A 23,467-nucleotide genomic window follows, 5' to 3' on the forward strand; every position below is an offset into this window, starting at 1 on the left:
GACATCACGGAACACAAGGGCCACTGACTATGAAGAATATCGTTTTGTGCTGTGCCGCCGGTATGTCTACCAGCATGCTGGTTCAGCGTATGCAAGATGCCGCGCAGAAGAAGGGTGTTGAGGTCTCTATCAAGGCCGTACCGGTCGCTGAGTTTAAAGATAATCTGGCCGCCGCCGACATTATTTTGCTCGGCCCGCAGGTGAAATATGAGCAGGCGAAGCTGCAGGCGCTGGCCGACCCGTTCGGCAAGAAGGTCGCCGTGATCGATATGATGGACTACGGCATGATGAAAGGTGATGCCGTTCTGGATAAAGCCCTTAAGATGCTGGAGTAATCGATGGAAGATTTAGAAACGATCATCATGGAGCTGCTGGTTAACGCGGGTTCCGCACGTAGCGCGGCGCTGACGGCGCTACAGCTGGCGCGAAAAGGCGATTTTGCCGCCGCGGAGCAGGCCATGGCTGAATCCCATGAGTTCGTCAAACATGCGCATAAAATTCAGACCCAGCTTATCGGCATGGATGAAGGCAGCGGTAAATTGCCGGTCAACCTGATCACCGTGCATTCCCAGGACCATCTGATGAACGCTATGGTCATTCAGGATCTGGCGACCGACATGATTGAACTCTATCGTCGTCTGCCCCTCGCGCAATAATCTCACGGATTTAACGGGCGTCGCTGCCGGCGCCCGTCCTTCTTACAGAAAGCCGTACATCGCCGCGAATACCCAGCCAAACACGCAGGAGACGCCGACGCCGATGAGCCCGGGCAGGATAAAGCTGTGGTTAATCACAAAGCGGCCGATATGGGTGGTCCCTGAGCGATCAAACTGGATCGCCGCCAGATCGCTTGGGTAGGTCGGCAGAATATAGTAGCCATAGCAGGCCGGCGCAGAAGCCACGATATAGGCCGGGTCGACGCCGATGGCCAGGGCTACTGGCACAATCGCCGCCAGCGCTGCCGCCTGGGAGTTCACAAATTTCGAAACCAGTAGCAGCACGATGGCATAAGCCCACGGATACTCTTTTACCATTTCACCAAGCACGCCTTTAATCTCGGTCATGTGCGCGCCAAACATGGTCTCCGCCATCCACGCGATGCCGTACACCGCGACGATAGCGATCATTCCCGAACGAAAGACCTCATTTTTGGAAATCGATGCCGGGTTAGTTTTTGTAATGATGATGATCAGCGCTCCGGAGAGCAGCATAAACATCTGGATAACCAGCACCATCGACAGTGGTTTACCGTCAAAGGCCGGGCGCAGTTCAGAAAAAGCGCCAAGCAGCGCCACCACGGCGATAGAGGCCAGAAAAATCCACATTGCTATCCAGTTGCTGGTCGGCAGCTTTTTGTCCAGCAGGGTCGCCGTATCGCCATAGACGTAATGGCTGTTCTCCGGTAGCGCAATAAACGCCTGGAAGGCTTCGTCCTGATCCAGGTCTTTGCCGCGGAACCAGCTGAAGATACCGATGGCTAAAATACCCAGCAGCGTGGACGGAATGGTTATCGCCAGCAGATCGAGAAACTCCAGGTGTTTCCCGTTAAAGGTAAAATTTCCCAGCATCGCCACCAGCGATACCACCGCCACCGAGACCGGGCTGGCGATGATCCCCATCTGAGCGCCAATGGAGCTGGCGGCCATCGGACGCTCCGGACGAATGTTATTCTTAATCGCCACATCGTAGATAATCGGCAGGATGGTATACACCACGTGGCCGGTACCGCAGAGGATGGTCAGCGTGCAGGTGACGAAAGGCGCCACGATAGAAACATATTTCGGGTTACGCCGCAGCAGCTTCTCGGCAATCTGCAGCATCACGTCTAACCCGCCGGACGCCTGCAGAGTCGCCGAGGCGGCTACCACTGCAATAATCACCAGCATCACATCAACCGGCGGTTTGCCCGGCTGGAGATGAAAAACAAAGACGAGGATCACCAAACCGATGCCGCCCAGCAGCCCCAGCGCAATACCCCCTTTTCGGGCACCATAAAACAGACAAATTAATATAGTAATGAGTTGTATCGCGAATTCCATGCAGCCCCCAGAGCCTGTCCACTCAGATCTAAAAATGATCCCTACCTGCCTGTCGGGATTATTTCTGCGCCTTACCGGGAGAAGCATGAGATGCGGCGATCCCTCTCCAGCGCCGTCGCGCCGAAGATACAGCAACAGAAGTAATCCCATGATTCATCAGGTATTTTGAATATATACCCTTTGAATTGATTATTTTTTGATATGAGTAGAAGTTTTACCCATACATAAAGAAAGGTTTTAGAAAAAGGCTTCTAATAGATATTTTGCATGAATTAATTGCTAAGAAAATGAAGATTTAATATGTCGTAAATGTAATTAAGGGCCGGGAAAGCGGCGGAAAATAGACAATAAAAAAAGCCGGTCAGGAAACCTGACCGGCTTTTTAGCAGTGCATCAACGATTAATCGTTGTCAGAACCGCCCAGACCTGCGTTCAGCAGCTCTGCCAGGTTGGCAGACGCTTCTTCCACGCTCACCTGCGGTGCCGCCGGCAGCTCGCCAGCAGCGCGACGGCGCATACGATCCTGGTGATACGCATAACCGGTACCGGCCGGGATCAGACGACCCACGATGACGTTCTCTTTCAGACCGCGCAGTTCGTCGCGTTTGCCCGCAACGGCTGCTTCGGTCAGCACGCGAGTGGTCTCCTGGAACGATGCCGCGGAGATGAAGGACTCGGTGGCCAGAGACGCTTTGGTGATACCCAGCAGATCGCGGGAGAACGTTGCGCCCACTTTGCCGTTCGCTTCCAGTTCGCGGTTCGCGATCTTGACGCGGGAGTATTCCACCTGCTCGCCTTCGAGGAAGTCGGAGCTGCCTGCGCTTTCGATGGTGGCTTTACGCAGCATCTGACGAACGATAACTTCGATGTGCTTATCGTTAATCTTAACGCCCTGCAGACGGTATACGTCCTGGACTTCGTTAACAATGTAACGGGTCACAGCATGTACGCCACGCAGACGCAGAATGTCGTGCGGTGCTTCCGGACCGTCGGAAACCACATCACCACGTTCCACACGTTCACCTTCGAACACGTTGAGCTGACGCCATTTCGGGATCATCTCTTCGTACGGCTCGCTACCGTCTACCGGGGTGATAACCAGGCGACGTTTCCCTTTGGTTTCTTTACCGAAGGAAATGATACCGCTGATTTCAGCCAGGATAGCCGGCTCTTTCGGACGACGTGCTTCGAACAGGTCCGCAACGCGCGGCAGACCACCGGTGATATCCTTGGTACCGCCGGATTCCTGCGGAATACGCGCCAGGGTGTCACCCGAGCTGATCTGTACGCCATCTTCCAGCTGAACAATCGCTTTACCCGGCAGGAAGTACTGAGCAGGCATATCAGTGCCTGGGATCAGAACGTCGTTGCCCTGAGCATCAACAATTTTCAGTGCTGGACGCAGATCTTTACCACCTGCGGTACGTTCTGCAGAGTCCAGAACCACCAGCGAAGACAGACCGGTCAGCTCGTCAGTCTGACGAGTAATGGTCTGGCCGTCGATCATGTCAGTGAAACGGATGAAACCGCTAACTTCGGTGATAACAGGCATGGTGTGCGGATCCCAGTTTGCGACGGTTTCACCGCCGGCAACCTGCTCACCGTCGCCTTTCGCCATAACCGCACCGTAAGGTACTTTATAGCTCTCTTTGGTACGACCGAATTCGTCGATCAGCTTCAGCTCGGTATTACGGGAAGTGATAACCAGCTTACCACTGGAGTTCACAACCGACTTCGCGTTGCTGAGCTTGATGCTACCTTTGTTTTTCACCTGGATGCTGGATTCAGCAGCCGCACGAGATGCCGCACCACCGATGTGGAACGTACGCATCGTCAGCTGTGTACCCGGCTCACCGATGGACTGTGCCGCGATAACGCCGATAGCCTCACCTTTGTTGATGAGGTGGCCACGCGCCAGGTCACGACCATAGCAGTGCGCGCAGACGCCAAAGTCGGTGTCACAGGATACAACGGAACGCACTTTGACGGAGTCAACGGAGTTCGCTTCCAGCAGGTCACACCAGTGCTCATGCAGCAGCGTGTTGCGTGGAACCAGAATATCCGCGGTACCCGGCTTCAGAACATCTTCCGCAGTCACACGACCCAGTACGCGATCGCGCAGCGGCTCTTTAACGTCGCCACCTTCGATAACCGGCGTCATGGTGATGCCTTCCAGGGTGCCGCAGTCGTCTTCAGTGACGACCAGGTCCTGTGCAACGTCAACCAGACGACGAGTCAGGTAACCGGAGTTCGCTGTTTTCAGTGCGGTATCCGCCAGACCTTTACGAGCACCGTGGGTAGAGATGAAGTACTGGAGTACGTTCAGACCTTCACGGAAGTTCGCGGTGATCGGCGTTTCGATGATGGAGCCATCCGGCTTCGCCATCAGACCACGCATACCAGCCAGCTGACGAATCTGTGCCGCAGAACCACGCGCACCGGAGTCGGCCATCATGTAGATGCTGTTGAAGGAAACCTGCTGCTCTTCCTGACCGTCACGGTTAATCACGGTTTCGGTTTGCAGGTTATCCATCATCGCTTTGGATACACGATCGTTCGCCGCAGCCCAGATATCGATAACTTTGTTGTAGCGTTCGCCCGCGGTCACCAGACCGGACTGGAACTGTTCCTGAATCTCAGCAACTTCCGCTTCCGCTTCGCTGATGATTTCGTATTTTTTCTCCGGGATGACCATGTCATCGATACCAACGGATGCACCTGAACGCGCTGCGTAAGCAAAGCCGGTGTACATCGTCTGGTCCGCAAAAATAACGGTCGGTTTCAGACCCAGAATACGGTAACAGGTGTTCAGCATCTTGGAGATCGCTTTCTTACCAAGCGCCTGGTTCACGATAGAGAACGGCAGACCTTTCGGTACGATCATCCACAGAATGGCACGGCCAACGGTCGTGTCTTTCAGGCTGGTTTTCGCGACAAACTCACCATTGTCGTCTTTTTCGTATTCAGTGATACGCACTTTAACGCGCGCATGCAGAGAGGCCAGGCCGGCGCGATAAATACGCTCAGCTTCTTTCGGGCCAGTCAGCACCATGCCTTCGCCTTTGGCGTTAACACTGTCACGGGTCATGTAGTACAGACCCAGTACGACGTCCTGAGACGGAACGATGATTGGTTCGCCGTTCGCCGGGGACAGGATGTTGTTGGTAGACATCATCAGCGCACGCGCTTCCAGCTGGGCTTCCAGCGTCAGCGGTACGTGAACAGCCATCTGGTCACCATCGAAGTCGGCGTTGTATGCCGCACAAACCAGCGGGTGCAGCTGGATGGCTTTACCTTCGATCAGAACCGGTTCGAATGCCTGAATACCCAGACGGTGCAGGGTTGGCGCACGGTTCAGCAGGACCGGGTGTTCGCGGATAACTTCGTCCAGGATATCCCAAACGACAGCTTCTTCGCGCTCAACCATCTTCTTAGCGGCTTTGATGGTGGTGGCCAGGCCACGCAGTTCCAGCTTGCCGTAGATGAACGGTTTGAACAGCTCCAGCGCCATTTTCTTCGGCAGACCGCACTGATGCAGACGCAGGTATGGACCTACGGTGATAACAGAACGACCGGAGTAGTCAACGCGTTTACCGAGCAGGTTCTGACGGAAACGACCCTGTTTACCTTTGATCATATCGGCCAAAGATTTCAGAGGACGTTTGTTAGAACCGGTGATCGCACGACCGCGACGACCGTTATCCAGCAGGGCGTCAACCGCTTCCTGCAGCATACGTTTTTCGTTGCGTACGATGATATCCGGCGCAGCCAGATCCAGCAGACGTTTCAGACGGTTGTTACGGTTGATCACGCGACGATACAGATCGTTGAGGTCAGACGTCGCGAAACGACCACCGTCCAGCGGAACCAGCGGACGCAGATCTGGCGGCAGTACCGGCAGAACGGTCAGGATCATCCACTCCGGCTTGTTGCCAGACTGAACGAAAGCTTCCAGCAGCTTAATGCGCTTGGTCAGCTTTTTACGCTTGGTTTCGGAGTTGGTTTCGTTCAGCTCTTCACGCAGCTGCTCGCATTCCTGCTCCAGATCCATATTGCGCAGCAGCGCCTGGATCGCTTCCGCGCCCATTTTCGCGTCGAATTCGTCACCGAACTCTTCCAGCGCGTCCAGGTACTGTTCTTCCGTCAGAATCTGGTTGCGTTCGAGGTTGGTCATGCCACCTTCGATAACCACATAGGATTCAAAGTACAGTACACGTTCGATATCGCGCAGCGGCATATCCAGCAGCAGACCGATACGGGACGGCAGGGATTTCAGGAACCAGATGTGCGCAGTCGGACATGCCAGCTCGATGTGGCCCATGCGCTCACGACGCACTTTAGTCTGGGTCACTTCAACGCCGCACTTCTCACAGATCACACCGCGGTGTTTCAGGCGCTTGTACTTACCGCACAGGCACTCATAATCTTTTACCGGCCCAAAGATACGGGCGCAGAAAAGGCCGTCACGCTCAGGTTTGAACGTACGGTAGTTAATGGTTTCCGGCTTTTTAACTTCACCGAAAGACCATGAACGGATCATGTCTGGCGAAGCCAGAGCAATTTTGATCGCATCAAACTCTTCGGTTTTAGTTTGCGCTTTCAGAAACTTTAATAAGTCTTTCACGGATTTGCTCCCGTCGGAGTTAGCACATTCCGCTGCCGGGCGTTAACCCGGCAGCAGTGACCTGTTTGAGCGAGAATTACTCGTCTTCCAGTTCGATGTTGATGCCCAGCGAGCGAATTTCTTTCAACAGTACGTTGAAGGATTCCGGCATGCCTGGTTCCATCTGGTGATTGCCGTCCACGATGTTTTTATACATCTTGGTACGACCGTTCACGTCATCAGACTTAACGGTGAGCATTTCCTGCAGGGTGTAGGCCGCGCCGTATGCTTCCAGCGCCCACACTTCCATCTCACCGAAGCGCTGACCACCGAACTGTGCCTTACCACCCAGCGGCTGCTGAGTAACCAGGCTGTAAGAACCGGTGGAACGAGCGTGCATTTTGTCGTCGACCAGGTGGTTCAGTTTCAGCATGTACATGTAACCCACGGTTACCGGACGTTCGAACTGTTCACCGGTGCGGCCATCAAACAGGGTGATCTGACCGGAAGTCGGCAGGTCGCCCAGCTGCAGCAGCTCTTTGATTTCAGCTTCTTTCGCACCGTCGAATACCGGCGTTGCGATCGGCATGCCTTTACGCAGGTTTTCAGCCAGACGCAGAACTTCTTCATCGCTGAAGGTATTCAGGTCAACTTTCTGGCGAACGTCAGCGCCCAGATCGTAAGCACGCTGGATGAATTCGCGCAGTTTCGCGACTTCCTGCTGCTGTTTCAGCATGGCGTTGATCTTATCGCCGATGCCTTTTGCAGCCATACCCAGGTGAGTTTCAAGGATCTGACCGATGTTCATACGAGACGGTACGCCCAGCGGGTTCAGTACGATATCTACCGGCGTACCGTTAGCATCGTGCGGCATATCTTCGATCGGGTTGATCTTAGAGATAACACCCTTGTTACCGTGACGACCCGCCATCTTATCACCAGGCTGGATACGGCGTTTAACGGCCAGATATACCTTAACAATCTTCAGCACGCCCGGTGCCAGATCGTCGCCTTGGGTGATTTTACGGCGTTTCGCTTCGAGTTTTTTCTCGAACTCGTGTTTCAGTTCGTCATACTGCTCAGCCAGCTGTTCCAGCTGATTTTGTTTCTCTTCGTCGGTCAGGCCCAGTTCCAGCCAGCGATCGCGAGGCAGCTTGTCGAGCTTCTCAGCTTCAACGCCACCGGAGACCAGCACCGCGTAGATACGACTGAACAGACCGGCTTCGAGGATCTGCAGTTCTTCAGACAGGTCTTTTTTGGCCTGCTTCAGCTGCATCTCTTCGATTTCCAGAGCACGTTTGTCTTTTTCTACGCCGTCACGGGTAAAGACCTGAACGTCGATAACGGTACCAGAGACACCGTTCGGTACGCGCAGAGAAGAGTCTTTAACGTCAGACGCTTTCTCACCGAAGATCGCGCGCAGCAGTTTCTCTTCCGGCGTCAGCTGGGTTTCACCTTTCGGCGTTACCTTACCAACCAGAATGTCGCCGCCGGTCACTTCCGCACCGATATAAACGATACCGGATTCATCCAGTTTGGAGAGCGCAGCTTCACCCACGTTCGGGATGTCAGCGGTGATCTCTTCCGGCCCCAGCTTGGTGTCACGGGACACGCACGCCAGTTCCTGAATGTGGATAGTGGTGAAACGGTCTTCCTGGACAACACGCTCGGAAACGAGGATGGAGTCTTCGAAGTTGTAACCGTTCCACGGCATGAACGCTACACGCATGTTCTGACCCAGCGCCAGCTCACCGAGGTCGGTGGACGGGCCGTCTGCCAGCACGTCGCCGCGCTCAATAGGTTCGCCCAGGGACACGCAAGGCATCTGGTTGATGCAGGTGTTCTGGTTAGAACGGGTGTACTTGGTCAGGTTATAGATGTCGATACCTGCTTCGCCCGGGTACATCTCGTCTTCGTTAACTTTGATAACGATACGGGAAGCATCCACGTACTGAACGGTACCGCCACGTTTAGCCACGGCAGTAACACCGGAGTCAACGGCAACAGCACGTTCCATACCGGTACCAACCAGCGGCTTATCAGCGCGCAGAGTCGGAACCGCCTGACGTTGCATGTTCGCACCCATCAATGCACGGTTGGCGTCATCGTGTTCCAGGAACGGGATCAGGGACGCACCGACGGATACCACCTGCTGGGTGGATACGTCCATGTAGTCAACCTGGTCGCGGCTGAACAAGCTGGATTCGCCTTTGCTACGGCAGGTAACCAGATCTTCTACGAAGTGGCCGTTTTCATCCAGGTTGGAGTTCGCCTGAGCGATAACGTAGTTGCCTTCTTCGATAGCAGACAGGTAGTGAATTTCGTCAGTAACCACACCGTCGGTCACTTTACGATACGGCGTCTCAAGGAAGCCATATTCGTTGGTCTGCGCGTACACGGACAGGGAGTTAATCAGACCGATGTTCGGACCTTCAGGCGTTTCGATCGGACATACGCGACCGTAGTGGGTCGGGTGTACGTCTCGAACTTCGAAGCCTGCGCGCTCACGGGTCAGACCGCCTGGGCCGAGTGCGGAGATACGACGTTTGTGCGTAATCTCAGACAGCGGGTTGTTCTGGTCCATAAACTGAGACAGCTGGCTGGAACCAAAGAACTCTTTCACTGCTGCGGAAATCGGCTTGGCGTTGATCATATCCTGAGGCATCAGGGTATCCAGATCGCCAAGAGACAGACGCTCTTTCACCGCACGCTCTACACGTACCAGGCCAACGCGGAACTGGTTTTCCGCCATTTCGCCAACGGAACGGATACGACGGTTACCGAGGTGGTCGATATCGTCCACTTCGCCTTTACCGTTACGGATATCGATGAGCTTCTTCATCACTTCGATGATGTCGTCTTTGCTCAGGATACCGGAACCTTCAATTTCGTCGCGCAGCAGAGAACGGTTGAACTTCATACGACCAACCGCGGACAGATCGTAGCGGTCTTCTGAGAAGAACAGGTTCTCAAACAGACTTTCAGCGGCTTCACGAGTCGGCGGCTCGCCAGGGCGCATCATGCGGTAGATTTCTACCAGCGCGCTCAGACGATCGTTAGTCGGGTCGACGCGTACCGTTTCAGAGATGTACGGGCCGTGGTCCAGATCGTTGGTGAACAGCGTTTCGATACGCTTGTGGCCAGACTGGCTCAGCTTAGCCAGCAGATCCAGGCTCAGCTCCATGTTCGCCGGGCAGATCAGTTCGCCAGTCGCTTCATCGATATAGTCTTTAGCCGCCACTTTGCCCGCGATATATTCAACCGGCACTTCGATATGCTTGATATCGTCTTTTTCCAGCTGACGGATATGACGAGCCGTGATGCGACGGCCTTTCTCAACGTACACTTTGCCGTTGGCTTCGATATCGAAGGAGGCAGTTTCACCGCGCAGACGCTCCGGAATCAGCTCCATCTGCAGCTTGTTGTCGCGAATTTCAAAGACCACTTTTTCGAAGAACAGGTCAAGGATCTGCTCAGTGGTGTAATTCAGCGCGCGCAGGATGATGGTAGCCGGCAGCTTACGACGACGGTCGATACGAACGAACAGGTTGTCTTTCGGGTCGAATTCGAAGTCCAGCCAGGAACCGCGGTAAGGGATGATACGTGCGTTATACAGAACCTTACCGGAGGAGTGGGTCTTACCTTTGTCACTGTCAAAGAAGACGCCCGGGCTACGGTGCAGCTGAGAAACGATAACACGCTCGGTACCGTTGATAACAAAGGTACCGTTGTCGGTCATGAGCGGAATTTCGCCCATGTAGACTTCTTGTTCTTTAATGTCTTTGACGGTGCCTTCTGGCGCTTCGCGCTCGTAGATCACCAGACGCAGTTTTACGCGCAGCGGTGCAGAATAAGTCACGCCACGGATCTGACATTCTTTAACGTCAAAAACCGGTTCGCCCAGACGGTAGCTGACGTATTGCAGCTCGGAATTACCGCTGTAGCTCTGAATCGGGAATACGGAACGGAAAGCAGCTTCCAGACCATACTGCCCTTCAGGATCTTGCTCGATAAACTTCTGGAACGAGTCAAGCTGGATAGAAAGGAGATATGGCACATCCAGAACTTGTGGACGTTTACCAAAATCCTTACGAATACGTTTTTTCTCGGTATAGGAGTAAACCATAGGGTTCCTCAGCTCGCTGACAAGTCGACCCATCTGCCCGCAGAGGGCAGTTTTTTATGCAACACTATTTTGTTGACCGGAAAATGGAACACTTTCCGCAATGCCTGTTGCTATCACGCTTAAACCATTTCATTGCGATTTACACAGCCCAGGAACCCTAACCTGTCGCAGTATATTAAGTCGTCGATAGAAACAAGCATTGAGAGGCAAACCAGTAGTCAAACAGCGTGAAACGCTACTGGCGCCTTACAGCGCAAAAAGGCTGGTGACCAAAAAGTCACCAGCCTCAGCCTGATTTCTCAGGCTGCAACCGGAAGGGTTGGCTTATTTAACTTCAACTTCAGCGCCAGCTTCTTCCAGAGATTTTTTCAGAGCTTCAGCGTCGTCTTTGCTGATGCCTTCTTTCAGTGCAGCCGGAGCAGATTCTACCAGGTCTTTAGCTTCTTTCAGACCCAGGCCAGTTGCGCCACGTACTGCTTTGATAACAGCAACTTTGTTAGCGCCAGCAGCTTTCAGAATTACGTCGAATTCAGTTTTTTCTTCAGCAGCTTCAACCGGGCCAGCAGCTACAGCTACAGCAGCAGCAGCGGAAACACCGAATTTTTCTTCCATTGCAGAGATCAGCTCAACAACGTCCATTACGGACATAGCGGATACTGCTTCAATGATTTGATCTTTAGTGATAGACATTTAAATTGTTCCTGAATATCAGAATAAGTTTATACGTAAGCGAATGCTTTACAAAGATAACTGCGATTAAGCAGCTTCTTTCGCATCGCGTACAGCAGCCAGAGTACGAACCAGTTTGCCAGCCGAAGCTTCTTTCATGGTTGCCATCAGGCGTGCAATTGCTTCTTCGTAGGTCGGCAGAGTTGCCAGGCGGTCGATCTGCGACGCCGGGATCAGCTCACCTTCAAAGGCAGCGGCTTTGACCTCAAATTTTGCATTCGCTTTCGCGAACTCTTTGAACAGACGAGCAGCAGCGCCCGGGTGTTCCATAGAGTATGCAATCAGGGTCGGACCAACAAACGTGTCTTTCAGGCACTCGAACTGAGTACCTTCAACGACGCGGCGCAGCAGGGTGTTACGAACAACACGCATGTATACGCCAGCTTCACGACCTGCTTTACGCAGTTCAGTCATTTTATCTACAGTTACGCCACGGGAATCCGCAACTACTGCAGACAGCGCGCCTTTGGCTACTTCGCTGACTTCAGCAACAATCGCTTGTTTGTCTTGAAGATTTAAAGCCATTAGCTTTGCTCCTGGATGTTTGCCAGAGCCTATGCTCTGGAACTCACTTCACTCAATTCAACGAAAAGAGCGTCTAAATACGGTGAGCAGAAACAAGCCAGAATATCCAAAAATAATCTTAGCGTTCTGTCACCGTCTACGCAGGGGATTAAGTTTCTTGCGAAACACCTGCGGTCTTCGACGGAGGCCTGGATAGGCCAGGCTCCAACGAACAAATTCTTCCTATGACTTCGTCCTTCGAACCGCAGCGGCGTTAGCTGCAATTCAAATGACTCGCATAGCGTCTGTCTTATTGACAGAATCGTGGGGGTAAGATTGTAGACAAAATCACCGCCCACGTAAAGGCATTAGTTTGCAGAAGCGTTCAGGCCAGCCTGATCTACTGCAACACCTGCACCCATAGTGGTGGAGATGCTAACTTTCTTGATGTACACGCCTTTCGCCTGAGTCGGTTTTGCTTTTTTCAGCGCAACCAGCAGAGCTTCCAGGTTTTCTTTCAGTTTGTCAGCGTCAAAGTCCACTTTACCGATGGTGGTGTGGATGATGCCGTTTTTGTCGTTACGGTAACGAACCTGGCCTGCTTTCGCGTTTTTAACCGCTTCAGCAACGTTCGGAGTTACGGTACCTACTTTCGGGTTCGGCATCAGGCCACGCGGACCCAGAACCTGGCCCAGCTGGCCAACAACGCGCATTGCATCCGGGGAAGCAATAACAACGTCAAAGTTCATTTCGCCTTTTTTGATCTGCTCAGCCAGATCTTCCATACCTACCAGCTCAGCGCCTGCAGCTTTAGCAGCTTCAGCGTTTGCGCCCTGGGTAAATACGGCTACGCGAACGGAACGGCCAGTACCGTGCGGCAGTACAGTTGCGCCACGGACGTTCTGGTCAGATTTACGAGCGTCGATGCCGAGGTTAACGGCAACGTCTACGCTTTCGGTAAATTTAGCGGTGGCCAGCTCTTTCAGCAGAGCAATGGCTTCGTTGATGTCGTACTGTTTAGTTGCATCAACTTTCTCACGGATCACGCGCATGCGCTTGGTCAGTTTAGCCATTTCTTAGTCCTCCACTACCAGGCCCATGGAACGTGCAGTACCTTCGATGGAGCGAGTCATCGCTTCAATGTCGGCACCAGTCATGTCGGCAGCTTTGGTCTGCGCGATTTCCTGCAGCTGAGCGCGGGAGATTTTACCCACTTTATCTTTGTTCGGCTTACCGGAACCAGACTTGATGCCTGCAGCTTTCTTCAGCAGAACAGCAGCCGGCGGAGTCTTGGTAACAAAGGTAAAGGAACGGTCAGCGTAAACGGTGATAACAACCGGGATCGGCAGACCTTTCTCCAGGGAATCAGTTTTGGCGTTGAACGCTTTGCAGAATTCCATGATGTTCACGCCCTGCTGACCCAGTGCTGGGCCGACCGGCGGGCTCGGGTTCGCCATACCAGCTGCAACCTGCAGCTTGACGTAGGCTTGGACTTTCTTAGCCATTCTTAAATCCTCAAATTGGGTATTAACGCTTCAGAGAAGCTCCCCGTGATTAAACATCGTTTTACGGGCCAGGCCCATAAAAACAAAAGGCGCGAAATTGTATGCCAATTTCGCGCCCTATGCAACGATTAAATCGCTGCTTTTTTGATCGCCGGCTTACGCCTTCTCAACCTGGCTGAAGTCCAGTTCTACCGGGGTCGCACGACCGAAGATAGAAACGGAAACTTTCAGGCGGGACTTCTCATAGTCCACTTCTTCCACCACGCCGTTAAAGTCAGCGAACGGACCGTCGTTAACGCGAACCATTTCACCCGGTTCAAACAGCGTTTTCGGACGCGGCTTATCGCCAACCTGCTGCAGACGATTCATGATGGCATCGACTTCTTTGTCGCTGATCGGCGCCGGACGGTCAGAGGTGCCGCCGATGAAGCCCATCACGCGCGGTACGCTGCGCACCAGGTGCCAGCTTGCGTCGTTCATGACCATCTGAACCAGGACATAGCCCGGGAAGAATTTACGTTCGCTTTTGCGACGCTGGCCGCCACGGATCTCAACCACTTCTTCGGTCGGGACCATGACTTCGCCAAATAACTCTTCCATGTTGTGTAATTTGATATGTTCACGCAGCGACGTGGCTACGCGACCTTCAAAACCGGAAAACGCCTGAACGACGTACCAGCGCTTTTTAGGAGCTTCAGACATCTCAGAACCTCAGGCCAGTGATAAAGGAGACCAGGCGAACCAGAATACCATCCAGTCCCCACAGGATCAGTGACATTACTGCAGTCACGGCAGCAACAATCAGCGTAGTATGCAGCGTTTCCTGGCGAGTCGGCCAAATCACTTTACGAACTTCGGTTCTCGCTTCGCGAGCAAAAGCAACGGTCGCCTTACCTTTCGTCGTCAACAGCGCGACGCCACCGGCAGCAGCAATAAGAATAACCACGGCCAGCGCACGCACCGCCAGCATAATGTCACGATAAAGGAAGTTGCCCACGATCGCCACGATCAGCAGCACGGCAACGATAATCCACTTCATCGCTTCCAGGCCGCGCCCGCTCCCTTGAGCTTCGGTATTCGCACTCATAAACCAACCTGTCAGAAGTATTCTACAAACAATTTCACCCCGCGGGGGCGAGGCGATCCAAACCGAAATTAAGTTTCGGATTATACACTTAACTATTCAAATTGCTTCAATGTTGACGGTGGTGTCACCCCTGCCCTGCTGTTGCAAAGAAGGAGTTGATTAGCCGTCGCCCTGAGGCTCGAATGGTTTGGTGTATAAACGCCCTCTTCAGAGCCTGTCTCAGCAATGATTATGACAAATAAAATCACTGATGAGCCAGGTTCTGGTGTGAAAGCGTGCAAAAAGGGCATCAAATGATGCCCTTTTATTGCGCATTGCGTCAAATGTTATCAGCGATTAGCCGAGAACTTTAGCAACCACGCCCGCGCCAACGGTACGACCGCCTTCACGGATTGCGAAACGCAGACCGTCGTCCATCGCGATCGGGTGGATCAGGGTAACAACCATTTTGATGTTGTCGCCCGGCATTACCATCTCTACGCCTTCCGGCAGTTCGATGGTGCCAGTCACGTCAGTAGTACGGAAGTAGAACTGCGGACGGTAGCCTTTGAAGAACGGAGTATGACGGCCGCCTTCGTCTTTGGACAGGATGTACACTTCAGATTCGAACTTGGTGTGCGGGTTGATGGTGCCCGGCTTAGCCAGTACCTGACCACGTTCGATTTCTTCACGTTTGATACCACGCAGCAGAACACCTACGTTCTCACCAGCACGGCCTTCGTCCAGCAGTTTGCGGAACATTTCAACGCCAGTACAGGTGGTTTTCGCGGTTTCTTTGATACCAACGATTTCAACTTCTTCACCTACTTTGATGATACCGCGCTCTACACGACCGGTAACAACGGTACCACGACCGGAGATGGAGAATACGTCTTCGATCGGCAGCAGGAACGGCTTGTCAATCGCACGCTCTGGTTCCGGGATATAGGTATCCAGGTGGCCAGCCAGTTCGATGATTTTCGCTTCCCACTCTGCGTCGCCTTCCAGCGCTTTCAGAGCAGAACCACGAACGATCGGAGTGTCGTCGCCCGGGAAATCGTACTGAGACAGCAGTTCACGAACTTCCATCTCAACCAGTTCCAGCAGCTCTTCGTCATCAACCATGTCGCATTTGTTCAGGAACACGATGATGTACGGAACGCCTACCTGACGACCCAGCAGGATGTGCTCACGAGTCTGCGGCATCGGGCCGTCAGTCGCAGCAACAACCAGGATCGCGCCGTCCATCTGCGCAGCACCGGTGATCATGTTTTTAACATAGTCGGCGTGGCCCGGGCAGTCTACGTGCGCGTAGTGGCGAGTCGGGGTGTCATATTCAACGTGAGAGGTGTTGATGGTGATACCACGAGCTTTTTCTTCCGGCGCGTTATCGATCTGGTCGAATGCGCGAGCGGAACCACCGTAGGTTTTAGCCAGTACGGTAGTGATGGCAGCGGTCAGCGTTGTTTTACCATGGTCAACGTGGCCGATAGTACCGACGTTAACGTGCGGTTTTGTACGTTCAAACTTTTCTTTAGACATCGATTGTCCCTCTAAGACACGGATAAATCGGTGATATCACCACATCAACCAGGCAACATGCCCGACTTGTTGAATGAACATAACAGAAGAGAAACAGGGAAGGAGAGAAAAGAAGTGGTGCTGATACCCAGAGTCGAACTGGGGACCTCACCCTTACCAAGGGTGCGCTCTACCAACTGAGCCATATCAGCACGTCTGGAGCGGGCAGCGGGAATCGAACCCGCATCATCAGCTTGGAAGGCTGAGGTAATAGCCATTATACGATGCCCGCATCCTGAAACTCGGCTACCCAGTTCTTTCTGTAATACTAAAGAGACTGCTCTCTTTAATATTGAGCTGATTAGTTTACCCAACCAACTCCGGCTCCGCAAAGCGTCGCCAGAAAGTGGTGGTGGGGGAAGGATTCGAACCTTCGAAGTCGATGACGGCAGATTTACAGTCTGCTCCCTTTGGCCGCTCGGGAACCCCACCCAAATTGTTATGGTGCCGACTACCGGAATCGAACTGGTGACCTACTGATTACAAGTCAGTTGCTCTACCTACTGAGCTAAGTCGGCATCAAGTAGCGCGCATTCTAGGGAGAGGAGCGAGTTCATGCAACTAAAAATTTGCATAAAACGTTCTCTTGCTCACATTTTGTGCTCTCACGCGAAAAAACGGTGTAATTTCAAGCAGCGGAGTGCAAATATTCGCCAATAATTCGGCGCTTCAGGCGCTGTCCGATCATCTCCGGTTACCTCTATCGCATGCTGACCGCTGACGGAAAAGATTCAGGCCGCTAACCTAGCCTGTTAGCAAAGGCCATGCTTTGCAAAGAATAAGAAACTTATTCTTCTCTTGTGATGCTGGCGCGAGAAAGCAGCATTCAATGAGTTTTTTTCTTATTATTCCCGGCAATCTGGTGTTACCCTCCTGCCCATTGTCCTGATTAACTCGTGTGAAGCATCACCGTTTCAAGGTATTCGGTGATAGTAAGAACATGCTTATGAGCCAAAAAGAGCAGACGTTAATGACACCGTACCTACAATTTAACCGCCACCAATGGGCTGCACTTCGTGATTCTGTCCCGATGACGTTAACCGAGGAAGAAATCACGCGGTTAAAAGGCATCAACGAAGATCTCTCTCTGGAAGAGGTTGCCGAGATCTATTTGCCGCTGTCGCGTTTGCTCAACTTCTATATCAGTTCTAACCTGCGTCGCCAGGCTGTTCTCGAACAATTTCTTGGCACCAATGGTCAGCGAATTCCCTATATTATCAGTATCGCTGGCAGCGTTGCGGTAGGAAAAAGCACCACCGCCCGCGTTCTGCAAGCTTTGCTTAGTCGTTGGCCGGAGCATCGCCATGTCGAACTCATTACCACTGACGGTTTTTTGCACCCTAACTCGGTTTTAAAAGAACGTGGGTTAATGAAGAAGAAAGGCTTTCCGCAGTCCTATGATATGCATCGCCTGGTGAAGTTTGTCTCCGATCTCAAATCAGGGGTACCGCAGGCAACCGCGCCGGTTTATTCCCATCTGATTTATGATGTTATTCCCAACGGTGACAAAACCGTCGCGCAACCGGATATTTTAATTCTTGAAGGGCTGAATGTTCTGCAAAGTGGAATGGATTATCCGCACGATCCCCATCATGTATTCGTGTCCGATTTTGTCGACTTTTCTATTTATGTCGATGCTCCGGAAGAATTATTGAAAAGCTGGTATATCAACCGCTTTCTTAAATTCCGGGAAGGGGCGTTTACCGATCCGGATTCCTATTTCCATAATTACGCTAAGCTCTCGAAGGAAGAAGCGGTAGATATTGCCACTTCGCTATGGAATGAAATCAACCTAATGAATCTTAAAGAAAATATCCTTCCAACTCGCGAGCGCGCCAGCCTGATCATGACTAAGAGCGCCAATCACTCAGTGAATCAGGTACGCTTACGTAAATAAAAAAAGGGAGCCGAAGCTCCCTTTTTTATTCTGCACTGCGCAATGATATTTCACCACCCACCCAGCCTTTTATTACACCATCCTGCTCCAGCAATAGTGCGCCCTGGGCGTCAATGCCACGCGAAATGCCGTAAATTTCTTTATCACCGATAATCAGTTTCACTGGGCGATGAATAAAGTTATCCAGTTTTTCCCAGCGCGGTAGATAGGGAGCCAATCCTTCCTGCTCGAACAGCTCCAGTCCCAGGCGCAGCTCTTTAATCAGGCGCGCGGCGAGGAGGTTACGGTCGATGACCACCCCCGCTTCCTGAAGGCTGATCCACCCCTGATTGACGACATCAGACTCCACGCGACGCATCACAAGGTTGATACCCGCGCCGCTGACGATTTGTGCGGCATCGCCCGTTTTCCCCGTCAGTTCCACGAGGATCCCTGACAGCTTACGATCCTGCAGGTAAATATCGTTTGGCCATTTCACGCGAACCTGTTCGGCCCCGAGCTGCTGCAGAACTTCAGCGATCACAATACCGATCACCAGGCTTAGGCCAATAGCCGCTGCCGGGCCCTGCTCCAGACGCCAGTACATCGAGAGATAGAGATTCGCGCCAAAGGGCGAAAACCATTTTCTGCCTCGCCGGCCTCGCCCTGCTTGCTGATATTCAGCCACACAGGCATCTCCGGACGTCAGCTCATCAAGCCTGTCCAGCAAATACTGGTTAGTAGAGTCGATGACGGGAAGGACCGTCACTCGGCCATGGTCTATCTCTTGAGAAATCTTTTTCTCATCTAATAGATGAATAGGCTCCGGCAGGCTGTAACCCTTGCCCGGCACAGTAAACACATCGACGCCCCAGTCACGTAAGGTCTGGATGTGCTTATTAATCGCCGCCCGGCTCATGCCTAACTGCTCACCAAGCTGTTCGCCAGAGTGAAACTCGCCATCAGCAAGGATAGAAATTAGCGTTAAAGGGATAGTATGGTCTTTCACGCAATGCTCTCCTCTGCGTTGACTTCACCATGCGTGCCAATGAAGCGCACCTCGGGCTGAAGCCATACATCGAATTTCGCACCCACCCGCTGGCGAACATAATGAGCAAGTTTTACCACATCCTCGCTGGTCGCTCGATCTTCATTAATCAGTACCAGCGCCTGCTGTCGATGGACGGCCGCGCCGCCGATGCGTTGTCCTTTGAGCTCACATTGATCGATTAGCCAGCCAGCGGCCAGCTTGACGCTGCCATTTGCCTGCGGATAGTGCGGTGCATGAGGGAACTGCGCCAGCAGCGCTTTCGCAACCTGAGCGCTGACGATCGGGTTCTTAAAAAAGCTGCCGGCATTACCGTTAATCTTTGGATCCGGCAATTTAGTCATTCGCATATGACAGACCGCATCAAATACCTGCTGCGGCGTGACGGTCTGCGGATCGAGACGCGTTAAATCACCGTAACTCAGTACAGGCTGCCATGTTTTCGCTAACGATAAGCCAATCGCGACGATGGCATAGCGGTCCTGATATTCATGTTTGAAGATACTGTCGCGATAGCCAAAACGGCATTCCGCGGCTGAAAGACGTTGCTTACGCCCGGTTTCCAGCTCAATGCAGTCAACATATTCGCAAACCCGCTGTAGCTCAACGCCGTAGGCGCCAATATTCTGGATCGGCGAAGATCCTGCACAGCCAGGGATTAACGCCAGATTTTCCAGACCTGGCATCGCATGCTGTAGCGTGAACTGCACCAACTGATGCCAGTTTTCGCCGGCGCCGACGTGCAAGCGCCAGGCTTCCGGCGTTTCGCTCACCTCGATCCCCATAATCCGGTTGAGGATCACCGTACCGGCATAGTCGTTCAGAAACAGGACATTACTGCCTTCCCCAAGGATCAGCGTGGGTTCGCCTGCCGCGGCAGCGGTTTGCCAGGCGCTTAGCAACTGTTGCTCAGTTTCGGCGCGTACTATCGTCTTGGCGAAGCGTTCAATGCCAAAGGTATTCCAAGGTTTGAGGGAGTGGTTCATAGTGGCTTCCTGATGCAAAATCGGCGTTAGTTTATCGTATCTGGCGGGGGAAGGCTTGTCTGATTACAGGGGCAATGATATTGCGGGGCGTTACCGGTGGTGATGTGGTGTACCGGTGCGGGCTACAGAACGCGACAGGCCTGTAGCCCCGGTAAGCGCAGCGCCACCGGGGGAGACATACCGGCACGCTGGCCGGACGACAGAAACGCAAAAAGCCCATCCGGCAGGATGGGCTCTTCACTTGTTTGATGCCTGGCAGTTCCCTACTCTCACATGGGGAGACCCCACACTACCATCGGCGCTACGGCGTTTCACTTCTGAGTTCGGCATGGGGTCAGGTGGGACCACCGCGCTAGTGCCGCCAGGCAAATTCTGTTTTATCAACACGTTTCACCAACGTATCGATTAATCTGTATCAGAGCTGAAAATTCTCTCAATCCGCCAAAACATCTTCGGCGTTGTAAGGTTAAGCCTCACGGTTCATTAGTACCGGTTAGCTCAACGCATCGCTGCGCTTACACACCCGGCCTATCAACGTCGTCGTCTTCAACGTTCCTTCAGGAGACTTAAAGTCTCAGGGAGAACTCATCTCGGGGCAAGTTTCGTGCTTAGATGCTTTCAGCACTTATCTCTTCCGCATTTAGCTACCGGGCAGTGCCATTGGCATGACAACCCGAACACCAGTGATGCGTCCACTCCGGTCCTCTCGTACTAGGAGCAGCCCCCCTCAATTCTCCAGCGCCCACGGCAGATAGGGACCGAACTGTCTCACGACGTTCTAAACCCAGCTCGCGTACCACTTTAAATGGCGAACAGCCATACCCTTGGGACCTACTTCAGCCCCAGGATGTGATGAGCCGACATCGAGGTGCCAAACACCGCCGTCGATATGAACTCTTGGGCGGTATCAGCCTGTTATCCCCGGAGTACCTTTTATCCGTTGAGCGATGGCCCTTCCATTCAGAACCACCGGATCACTATGACCTGCTTTCGCACCTGCTCGCGCCGTCACGCTCGCAGTCAAGCTAGCTTATGCCATTGCACTAACCTCCTGATGTCCGACCAGGATTAGCTAACCTTCGTGCTCCTCCGTTACGCTTTGGGAGGAGACCGCCCCAGTCAAACTACCCACCAGACACTGTCCGCAACCCCGGTAAGGGGCCAACGTTAGAACATCAAACATTAAAGGGTGGTATTTCAAGGTTGGCTCCACGCAGACTGGCGTCCACGCTTCAAAGCCTCCCACCTATCCTACACATCAAGGCTCAATGTTCAGTGTCAAGCTATAGTAAAGGTTCACGGGGTCTTTCCGTCTTGCCGCGGGTACACTGCATCTTCACAGCGAGTTCAATTTCACTGAGTCTCGGGTGGAGACAGCCTGGCCATCATTACGCCATTCGTGCAGGTCGGAACTTACCCGACAAGGAATTTCGCTACCTTAGGACCGTTATAGTTACGGCCGCCGTTTACCGGGGCTTCGATCAAGAGCTTCTCCTTACGGATAACCCCATCAATTAACCTTCCGGCACCGGGCAGGCGTCACACCGTATACGTCCACTTTCGTGTTTGCACAGTGCTGTGTTTTTAATAAACAGTTGCAGCCAGCTGGTATCTTCGACTGGTCTCAGCTCCATCCGCAGGGACTTCACCTACACACCAGCGTGCCTTCTCCCGAAGTTACGGCACCATTTTGCCTAGTTCCTTCACCCGAGTTCTCTCAAGCGCCTTGGTATTCTCTACCTGACCACCTGTGTCGGTTTGGGGTACGATTTGATGTTACCTGATGCTTAGAGGCTTTTCCTGGAAGCAGGGCATTTGTTACTTCAGCACCGTAGTGCCTCGTCATCACACCTCAGCCTTGATTATCCGGATTTGCCTGGATAACCAGCCTACATGCTTAAACCGGGACAACCGTCGCCCGGCTAACATAGCCTTCTCCGTCCCCCCTTCGCAGTAACACCAAGTACAGGAATATTAACCTGTTTCCCATCGACTACGCCTTTCGGCCTCGCCTTAGGGGTCGACTCACCCTGCCCCGATTAACGTTGGACAGGAACCCTTGGTCTTCCGGCGAGCGGGCTTTTCACCCGCTTTATCGTTACTTATGTCAGCATTCGCACTTCTGATACCTCCAGCAACCCTCACAGGTCACCTTCGCAGGCTTACAGAACGCTCCCCTACCCAACAACACATAGTGTCGCTGCCGCAGCTTCGGTGCATGGTTTAGCCCCGTTACATCTTCCGCGCAGGCCGACTCGACCAGTGAGCTATTACGCTTTCTTTAAATGATGGCTGCTTCTAAGCCAACATCCTGGCTGTCTGTGCCTTCCCACATCGTTTCCCACTTAACCATGACTTTGGGACCTTAGCTGGCGGTCTGGGTTGTTTCCCTCTTCACGACGGACGTTAGCACCCGCCGTGTGTCTCCCGTGATAACATTCTTCGGTATTCGTAGTTTGCATCGGGTTGGTAAGTCGGGATGACCCCCTAGCCGAAACAGTGCTCTACCCCCGAAGATGAATTCACGAGGCGCTACCTAAATAGCTTTCGGGGAGAACCAGCTATCTCCCGGTTTGATTGGCCTTTCACCCCCAGCCACAAGTCATCCGCTAATTTTTCAACATTAGTCGGTTCGGTCCTCCAGTTAGTGTTACCCAACCTTCAACCTGCCCATGGCTAGATCACCGGGTTTCGGGTCTATACCCTGCAACTTAACGCCCAGTTAAGACTCGGTTTCCCTGCGGCTCCCCTATACGGTTAACCTTGCTACAGAATATAAGTCGCTGACCCATTATACAAAAGGTACGCAGTCACACCCGAAGGTGCTCCCACTGCTTGTACGTACACGGTTTCAGGTTCTTTTTCACTCCCCTCGCCGGGGTTCTTTTCGCCTTTCCCTCACGGTACTGGTTCACTATCGGTCAGTCAGGAGTATTTAGCCTTGGAGGATGGTCCCCCCATATTCAGACAGGATACCACGTGTCCCGCCCTACTCTTCGAGTTCACAGCCTGTGCATTTTGGTGTACGGGACTATCACCCTGTACCGTCGGACTTTCCAGACCGTTCCACTAACACACAAGCTGATTCAGACTCTGGGCTGCTCCCCGTTCGCTCGCCGCTACTGGGGGAATCTCGGTTGATTTCTTTTCCTCGGGGTACTTAGATGTTTCAGTTCCCCCGGTTCGCCTCGTTAACCTATGTATTCAGTTAACGATAGTGCAACGAATTGCACTGGGTTTCCCCATTCGGACATCGCCGGCTGTAACGGTTCATATCACCTTACCGACGCTTTTCGCAGATTAGCACGTCCTTCATCGCCTCTGACTGCCAGGGCATCCACCGTGTACGCTTAGTCGCTTAACCTCACAACCCGAAGATGTTTCACTTCTGATTGCGAAAATTT

15 protein-coding genes, 4 tRNA genes and 2 rRNA genes are annotated in these 23,467 nt (G+C 52.9%); 3 read left to right on the forward strand and 18 right to left on the reverse strand.

The window, feature by feature from the left end; all coding sequences use genetic code 11:
• Nucleotides 1-74: 74 nt before the first annotated feature.
• Entirely contained in the window at nucleotides 75-335 is a 261-nt protein-coding gene (locus tag OHJ17_RS24180; RefSeq protein ID WP_004198931.1) for a PTS sugar transporter subunit IIB, read from the forward strand.
• Between the two features lie 3 nt (nucleotides 336-338).
• Nucleotides 339-656, forward strand: a complete 318-nt coding sequence (locus OHJ17_RS24185; RefSeq protein ID WP_004212847.1) for a PTS lactose/cellobiose transporter subunit IIA — start codon at nucleotides 339-341, stop codon at nucleotides 654-656.
• 42 nt (nucleotides 657-698) lie between these two features.
• On the opposite strand, the gene OHJ17_RS24190 is transcribed toward OHJ17_RS24185, so the two are convergent.
• The 14 genes from OHJ17_RS24190 to OHJ17_RS24255 form a co-directional block, all read right to left on the reverse strand.
• Nucleotides 699-2,039 (reverse strand): anaerobic C4-dicarboxylate transporter, encoded by a 1,341-nt coding sequence (locus tag OHJ17_RS24190; protein WP_032433747.1) that lies wholly within the window; start codon nucleotides 2,037-2,039, stop codon nucleotides 699-701.
• 400 nt (nucleotides 2,040-2,439) lie between these two features.
• Nucleotides 2,440-6,663, reverse strand: a complete 4,224-nt coding sequence (gene rpoC / locus OHJ17_RS24195; protein ID WP_002884146.1) for a DNA-directed RNA polymerase subunit beta' — start codon at nucleotides 6,661-6,663, stop codon at nucleotides 2,440-2,442.
• A gap of 76 nt (nucleotides 6,664-6,739) precedes the next feature.
• Entirely contained in the window at nucleotides 6,740-10,768 is a 4,029-nt protein-coding gene (gene rpoB, locus OHJ17_RS24200) for a DNA-directed RNA polymerase subunit beta (protein ID WP_004901914.1), read from the reverse strand.
• A 324-nt stretch (nucleotides 10,769-11,092) separates the two neighbouring features.
• Nucleotides 11,093-11,458, reverse strand: coding sequence for a 50S ribosomal protein L7/L12 (gene rplL, locus OHJ17_RS24205; protein WP_002884142.1), 366 nt, complete (start codon nucleotides 11,456-11,458; stop codon nucleotides 11,093-11,095).
• Between the two features lie 66 nt (nucleotides 11,459-11,524).
• On the reverse strand, nucleotides 11,525-12,022 hold the full coding sequence (gene rplJ / locus OHJ17_RS24210; RefSeq protein ID WP_001207203.1) for a 50S ribosomal protein L10: 498 nt from the start codon (nucleotides 12,020-12,022) through the stop codon (nucleotides 11,525-11,527).
• Nucleotides 12,023-12,369: 347 nt separating this feature from the next.
• Entirely contained in the window at nucleotides 12,370-13,074 is a 705-nt protein-coding gene (gene rplA, locus OHJ17_RS24215; protein WP_002884036.1) for a 50S ribosomal protein L1, read from the reverse strand.
• 3 nt (nucleotides 13,075-13,077) lie between these two features.
• Entirely contained in the window at nucleotides 13,078-13,506 is a 429-nt protein-coding gene (gene rplK, locus OHJ17_RS24220) for a 50S ribosomal protein L11 (RefSeq protein WP_002884034.1), read from the reverse strand.
• Nucleotides 13,507-13,662: 156 nt separating this feature from the next.
• Entirely contained in the window at nucleotides 13,663-14,208 is a 546-nt protein-coding gene (gene nusG, locus OHJ17_RS24225) for a transcription termination/antitermination protein NusG (RefSeq protein WP_001287521.1), read from the reverse strand.
• A 1-nt stretch (nucleotide 14,209) separates the two neighbouring features.
• Nucleotides 14,210-14,593 carry a preprotein translocase subunit SecE gene (gene secE / locus OHJ17_RS24230; RefSeq protein WP_002883772.1) on the reverse strand — a complete coding sequence of 128 codons (384 nt, stop codon included), beginning with the start codon at nucleotides 14,591-14,593 and terminating at the stop codon, nucleotides 14,210-14,212.
• A gap of 336 nt (nucleotides 14,594-14,929) precedes the next feature.
• On the reverse strand, nucleotides 14,930-16,114 hold the full coding sequence (gene tuf, locus OHJ17_RS24235) for an elongation factor Tu (RefSeq protein WP_004174069.1): 1,185 nt from the start codon (nucleotides 16,112-16,114) through the stop codon (nucleotides 14,930-14,932).
• Nucleotides 16,115-16,229: 115 nt separating this feature from the next.
• Nucleotides 16,230-16,305 (reverse strand) — tRNA-Thr (locus OHJ17_RS24240).
• A gap of 5 nt (nucleotides 16,306-16,310) precedes the next feature.
• Nucleotides 16,311-16,385, reverse strand: a tRNA-Gly gene (locus OHJ17_RS24245).
• Between the two features lie 115 nt (nucleotides 16,386-16,500).
• Nucleotides 16,501-16,585 (reverse strand) — tRNA-Tyr (locus OHJ17_RS24250).
• Between the two features lie 10 nt (nucleotides 16,586-16,595).
• Nucleotides 16,596-16,671 (reverse strand) — tRNA-Thr (locus tag OHJ17_RS24255).
• A 428-nt stretch (nucleotides 16,672-17,099) separates the two neighbouring features.
• Between OHJ17_RS24255 and coaA the strand changes: the two genes are divergently transcribed.
• Nucleotides 17,100-18,050 carry a type I pantothenate kinase gene (coaA, locus tag OHJ17_RS24260; RefSeq protein ID WP_002883524.1) on the forward strand — a complete coding sequence of 317 codons (951 nt, stop codon included), beginning with the start codon at nucleotides 17,100-17,102 and terminating at the stop codon, nucleotides 18,048-18,050.
• Between the two features lie 25 nt (nucleotides 18,051-18,075).
• On the opposite strand, the gene birA is transcribed toward coaA, so the two are convergent.
• From birA to OHJ17_RS24280, 4 genes are all read right to left on the reverse strand, one after another.
• Nucleotides 18,076-19,038 (reverse strand): bifunctional biotin--[acetyl-CoA-carboxylase] ligase/biotin operon repressor BirA, encoded by a 963-nt coding sequence (gene birA, locus OHJ17_RS24265; RefSeq protein ID WP_032433745.1) that lies wholly within the window; start codon nucleotides 19,036-19,038, stop codon nucleotides 18,076-18,078.
• Nucleotides 19,035-20,063, reverse strand: coding sequence for a UDP-N-acetylmuramate dehydrogenase (murB, locus tag OHJ17_RS24270; protein WP_004177874.1), 1,029 nt, complete (start codon nucleotides 20,061-20,063; stop codon nucleotides 19,035-19,037). Before murB ends, birA begins: the two co-directional genes overlap by 4 nt.
• A gap of 250 nt (nucleotides 20,064-20,313) precedes the next feature.
• A 5S ribosomal RNA gene (gene rrf, locus OHJ17_RS24275) occupies nucleotides 20,314-20,429 on the reverse strand.
• Nucleotides 20,430-20,525: 96 nt separating this feature from the next.
• A 23S ribosomal RNA gene (locus tag OHJ17_RS24280) occupies nucleotides 20,526-23,427 on the reverse strand.
• Nucleotides 23,428-23,467 lie beyond the last annotated feature (40 nt).

The sequence above is a fragment of the Klebsiella sp. KP20-425-1 genome (genome assembly GCF_025813515.1).
In the GTDB taxonomy this organism is placed as follows: domain Bacteria; phylum Pseudomonadota; class Gammaproteobacteria; order Enterobacterales; family Enterobacteriaceae; genus Klebsiella; species Klebsiella pneumoniae.

Bases quoted from the DNA above. Each gene is read 5' to 3' on its own strand.
- secE (WP_002883772.1), bottom strand. From the start codon at position 14,593: ATGAGTGCGAATACCGAAGCTCAAGGGAGCGGGCGCGGCCTGGAAGCG.
- coaA (WP_002883524.1), top strand. From the start codon at position 17,100: ATGAGCCAAAAAGAGCAGACGTTAATGACACCGTACCTACAATTTAAC.
- murB (WP_004177874.1), bottom strand. From the start codon at position 20,063: ATGAACCACTCCCTCAAACCTTGGAATACCTTTGGCATTGAACGCTTC.
- rpoB (WP_004901914.1), bottom strand. From the start codon at position 10,768: ATGGTTTACTCCTATACCGAGAAAAAACGTATTCGTAAGGATTTTGGT.
- rplJ (WP_001207203.1), bottom strand. From the start codon at position 12,022: ATGGCTTTAAATCTTCAAGACAAACAAGCGATTGTTGCTGAAGTCAGC.
- rplK (WP_002884034.1), bottom strand. From the start codon at position 13,506: ATGGCTAAGAAAGTCCAAGCCTACGTCAAGCTGCAGGTTGCAGCTGGT.
- OHJ17_RS24185 (WP_004212847.1), top strand. From the start codon at position 339: ATGGAAGATTTAGAAACGATCATCATGGAGCTGCTGGTTAACGCGGGT.
- tuf (WP_004174069.1), bottom strand. From the start codon at position 16,114: ATGTCTAAAGAAAAGTTTGAACGTACAAAACCGCACGTTAACGTCGGT.
- OHJ17_RS24190 (WP_032433747.1), bottom strand. From the start codon at position 2,039: ATGGAATTCGCGATACAACTCATTACTATATTAATTTGTCTGTTTTAT.
- rplL (WP_002884142.1), bottom strand. From the start codon at position 11,458: ATGTCTATCACTAAAGATCAAATCATTGAAGCAGTATCCGCTATGTCC.
- rplA (WP_002884036.1), bottom strand. From the start codon at position 13,074: ATGGCTAAACTGACCAAGCGCATGCGCGTGATCCGTGAGAAAGTTGAT.
- OHJ17_RS24180 (WP_004198931.1), top strand. From the start codon at position 75: ATGCTGGTTCAGCGTATGCAAGATGCCGCGCAGAAGAAGGGTGTTGAG.
- nusG (WP_001287521.1), bottom strand. From the start codon at position 14,208: ATGTCTGAAGCTCCTAAAAAGCGCTGGTACGTCGTTCAGGCGTTTTCC.